Origin of the sequence: Mycobacterium sp., from assembly GCF_035623875.1 — a bacterium.
Classification (GTDB): Bacteria; Actinomycetota; Actinomycetes; order Mycobacteriales; family Mycobacteriaceae; genus Mycobacterium.
This window is the reverse complement of the sequence record NZ_DASPSP010000185.1, coordinates 1-4,300: the sequence shown is the minus strand read 5'-3', so window position 1 is coordinate 4,300 and position 4,300 is coordinate 1. Positions and strand designations below refer to the sequence as shown.

The following is a 4,300-nucleotide window of genomic DNA, read 5'->3' as shown; positions in this document are numbered from 1 at the left end:
CCTCGACATACTGTGTGCAGCTGGAATAGCCGCTCCACGCCGACGTGGTGAACACTGCAGCACGCTGAATACCGTTGTCGCGCATCGTTGCGACGGTGTCTTCGACGTAGGGCTCCCAGTTGCGATTCCCGAAATAGACCGAGAGGTCTAAACCGCGCTCGACGAGTTCCGCACGCAGTTGAGCGATCAGCGCCCGGTTGATTCGGTTGATCGGCGACACCCCACCGAAGTGCATATAGTGCTCAGCAACGTGGTCAAGGCGTTCCGGCGGCACGTTGCGGCCGCGCGTGACGTTCTCCAGAAACGGCCTCACCTGCTCGGGCCCTTCCGGCCCGCCGAACGACAGCAGCAGGACCGCGTCGAATTCCATTGCGTCCTAGAGCAATTGGGTGCTGGCGCCGCCGTCGGCGTAGATGATCGTCCCGGTGGTCGCCGGCAGCCATTCGGAAAGCAGCGCGCACACCGTCTTGGCGACCGGCGTGGGGTCCTTCATGTTCCAGCCGACCGGAGCACGCTGGTCCCAGCCCTCTTCCAGCAGTTGTATCTGCGCGCCGGCCTCGTCGCCGAGCGCGCCGCCGACGATCGCGCTCATCGCGAGCGTCCGGATCGGGCCCGCGGCAACCAGATTCGAGCGGACGCCGAACTTACCGGCCTCGCGCGCCACGAAGCGGTTGACCGACTCCAGCGCGCTTTTGGCGACCGTCATCCAGTTGTAGGCCGGCATCGCCCGGCTCGGGTCAAAGTCCATGCCGACGATGGAACCGCCGGGGTTCATGATCGGCAGCAGTGCCTTGGCGAGCGAGGCATACGAATACGCCGAGATATGAATGCCCTTGGAGACATCTTCGTAGGGCGCGTCGAAGAACGGGTTGATGCCCATCCCGCTCTGCGGCATGAAGCCGATCGAATGCACCACGCCATCAAGCTTGTTGCCCTCGCCGATCTCGGCCGTCACCCGCTCGGCCAGAGTGTCCAGATGTTTTTCGTCCTGCACATTGAGTTCGAGCAGCGGAGCCTTCTCCGGCAACCGGTCGGCGATACGTTGGATCAGCCGCAGCCGGTCGAACCCGGTCAGCACCAGCTGGGCGCCCTGTTCCTGGGCAACGCGGGCAATGTGGAACGCAATAGACGCATCGGTGATGATCCCGCTGACCAGAATCCGTTTGCCTTCAAGCAGTCCTGCCATGTTCGTCCTAATGTCTTGGAGTAGCTACCGGTTCCGTCAGTGGCCCATGCCCATTCCGCCGTCGACCGGAATCACCGCACCGGAGATGTATGCGGCGTCCTCGGAGGCCAGGAAGCTGACAACACTGGCGACCTCCTCGACGTTGCCGATGCGGCCCAACGGAATCGCCTGCTGCGCCATTTCCACGTACTTGGGCTCCATCGCCTGGGTCATCTCGGTGTCGATGAAACCGGGGGCCACCACGTTGGCGGTGATCGAGCGCGACCCCAGCTCGCGGGTCAGCGACCGGGCCAGCCCGACCAGCCCGGCCTTGGACGCGGCATAATTCGCCTGACCCGGCAGGCCGGTCAGCCCCACCACCGAACCCATGAAGATCAAGCGGCCGAACCGCTTCTTGAGCATGTTGCGCGACGCCCGCTTGGCCACCCGGAAGACGCCAGTCAGGTTGGCGTCGATGACCTTCTCGAACTGTTCCTCGCTCATTCGCATGATCAGCATGTCGGAGGTGATGCCGGCGTTGGCAACCAGCACCTCGACCGGGCCCTGGTGCTCTTCAACGGCCTTGAACGCGGCGTCGACCGCGTCGTAGTCGGTGACGTCGCACTCGACACCGAACAGCCCCTCGGGGGCGCCCGATGACCGGTGGGTCACCGCCACCTTGTGTCCGTCGGCGGCCAGCCGACGCGCCACTGCCAGCCCGATCCCCCGGTTACCTCCGGTGACCAGCACTGACCGGGATACGAACGCGGGTTTGACGGCGTCGGATTGTCCTGCGGTGTCGGTCGGGGTTTCGGTGGCCTTTTCAGTGGCTACGTCAGTCACCCCGACAACCTAACGCCTCACCGCAGCAACGCCGAAATCGCCTCGACCGGCCGCGTGGCGCGGATTAGGTCGGCAGCCGCCGGTTGATCAGCAGGGCCGCCAGCCCGGCCAGCGCCAGTATCAGGGAGCCCAGCCGCAGCCACCCGACGCTGGCGTCACCGCGGATGGTCTCGTAACCGATCTGCTGCTGCAGCGACGCGTAGACCTGCTTGAGCTCCTGCAAGTTAGAGGCGTCGTAATGGTTGCCGCCGGACAGCTCGGCGACTTTTTTCATCGTGCTGTCGTCGACGGGGACCGGCTGGCGTTGGCCGTTGATCTCCACGAAGCCATACGGGGTGCCGAACGAGATCGTCGAAATCGGCACGCCTTGGTCTTTGGCGGTGCGCGCGGCGGTGAAGGCCCCCTTGGGGTTGTCTGGGTTGGTCGGCATCGTCTCCTTGCCGTCGGAGAACAACACGATGCGCGCCGGTGGCGGCGTGTCGCCGCCGCCGATCACCGCGCCCACGGTGGCGATGGCCTGCAGCGCGGTGAAGATGCCCTCCCCGGTGGCGGTGCGGTCGGCGAATTGCAACTTCTCCAGCGCGCCTTTGGTCGCCTCCCGGTTGGTCGTCGGTTGCACCAGAACCGTCGCCGTCCCGGCATAGGCGATCAACCCGAGGTTGATGCCGGGGGTGAGCTCACCGGCGAATTCCTTGGCGGCCACCTCGGCCGCAGCCATCCGGTTGGGCTCGACGTCGGTAGCCCGCATGGACTGCGAGACGTCGATCACCAGCATGACGACCGCACGGTTGCGCGGGATTCGCACATCGTGGGTGGGCCCGGCCATCGCGATCGTCAGCAGCAGCAGCGCCGACACCAGCAGGATGGCCGGCAGATGACGCCACCGGGTGGGCTGCTTGGGCGCGACGCTTTCCAGCAGCTCCATGTTGGCGAAGCGCAGCATCCGGCGCTGCCGGGCCACCTGCATGATGACGTACAGCGCCACCAGCCCCAGAACGGCCAGCAGGAACAGAAAAAACCATGCGTGGGCGAAGCCGGACAGCGTCATCGGCCCGAGGAACGGCAGTGTCATAGAAGACCCGTGTTGGTGTGTGTGCCCGCTGGCGTCACCGGCGCCCCGCCAGTGCCCCGCGCCGGCGGGATTCGACGAAACGGACGATGTCGGCGATCCAGTCTCGGTCGGTGCGCAGCGACAACAGCGGCGCTCCGCAGCCGCGGATCGTGTGCGCCACGTCGGCGCGATGGGCGGCGGCAGCCTTGGCGAAGTCGTCACGCAGCTGCGCGTCGATGGTGAACTCGCGGGTGACACCCGATTCGGCGTCCTGCAAGATGACGTCGCCGACGTCGGGCAACTCGACATCGCGGGGATCGAGCACCTCGATGCCGAGCACCTCATGGCGCGCAGCGATCGCTCGCAACGGACGCATCCAGTTGATCGGGCCGAGGAAGTCGCTGATGATCACCGCCATCCCGCGGCGGCGTTCGGGACGGCGCAACGCGTCGATCGCCACCGCCAAATCTCCGCGCACCCCTACCGGCGCTTTGGGCATGGTGGCGATGGTGCGCAACAGCGTCTGCTCGTGCTGACGTCCGGAGCGTGCCGGTACCCGAGTCATCGTTGCGCCGTTGGCGATCAGCGCGCCCAGCCGGTTTCCTCCGCCGCTGTTGAGAAATGTGATGGCCGCCGCGGCGGCCACCGCGAGGTCACGTTTCTCGCAGACTGTTGTGCCGAAGTCCAGGCTGGCCGACATATCGACCACCAGCCAGGTCTCCAATTCGCGGTCGGCGATCATCTGCCGGACATGGGGGTGGTTGGTGCGCGCGGTGACCGCCCAGTCCATCCGGCGGACGTCGTCGCCGGGCTGATACTCGCGCGACTCCCCTGGCTCCGAACCCGGACCAGGGATCAGGCCGAGGTGGTCGCCGTGCAGGACACCGTCGAGCTTGCGTTTGACCGTGAGCTCGAGTGTCCGCAGCGCCGCCGACAGCTTGGGGTCATCGATCTGCCCGCGCTGCATCGACGGCGGATGGACCACCGCCGGCGCTTCGGAATCGGTCACCGACCGCTAGCCGCGCCCGCGGCCTGCATCACCGGAGGTACCGAATGGCCCTGTTGCGGAACGGCATTCACCTGCGGCATGCCGACAGTCTGCAGGACCCGGTTGATGACGATCTCCGGTGTGATTTCGTCGGCGAGCGCGTCATAGGTGAGCACCAGCCGGTGCCGCAACACGTCGGGAATGATCTCGACGACGTCTTGCGGGATCACGTAGTCGCGGCCGCGCACCAGCG

General features: G+C 66.1%; 5 protein-coding genes and 1 pseudogene. All 6 read right to left on the bottom strand.

Going from position 1 to position 4,300, the window contains the following annotated elements; translation table 11 throughout:
- A partial coding sequence (locus VEI45_RS15390) for a ferrochelatase (RefSeq protein ID WP_324854656.1) occupies positions 1 to 370 on the bottom strand: 370 nt, incomplete at its 3' end.
- Between the two features lie 6 nt (positions 371 to 376).
- A complete protein-coding gene (gene inhA, locus VEI45_RS15385) occupies positions 377 to 1,186 on the bottom strand; it encodes an NADH-dependent enoyl-ACP reductase InhA (RefSeq protein ID WP_324854654.1) in 810 nt (269 codons plus the stop codon).
- 36 nt (positions 1,187 to 1,222) lie between these two features.
- Positions 1,223 to 2,008, bottom strand: coding sequence for a 3-oxoacyl-ACP reductase FabG1 (gene fabG1 / locus VEI45_RS15380; protein ID WP_324854652.1), 786 nt, complete (start codon positions 2,006 to 2,008; stop codon positions 1,223 to 1,225).
- Positions 2,009 to 2,072: 64 nt separating this feature from the next.
- Positions 2,073 to 3,080 carry a VWA domain-containing protein gene (locus VEI45_RS15375; RefSeq protein ID WP_324854650.1) on the bottom strand — a complete coding sequence of 336 codons (1,008 nt, stop codon included), beginning with the start codon at positions 3,078 to 3,080 and terminating at the stop codon, positions 2,073 to 2,075.
- Between the two features lie 34 nt (positions 3,081 to 3,114).
- Positions 3,115 to 4,068 carry a DUF58 domain-containing protein gene (locus VEI45_RS15370; RefSeq protein ID WP_324854648.1) on the bottom strand — a complete coding sequence of 318 codons (954 nt, stop codon included), beginning with the start codon at positions 4,066 to 4,068 and terminating at the stop codon, positions 3,115 to 3,117.
- Positions 4,065 to 4,300, bottom strand: a pseudogene (locus tag VEI45_RS15365) (ATPase); the annotation flags it as partial. The pseudogene VEI45_RS15365 and the gene VEI45_RS15370, both read right to left, overlap by 4 nt.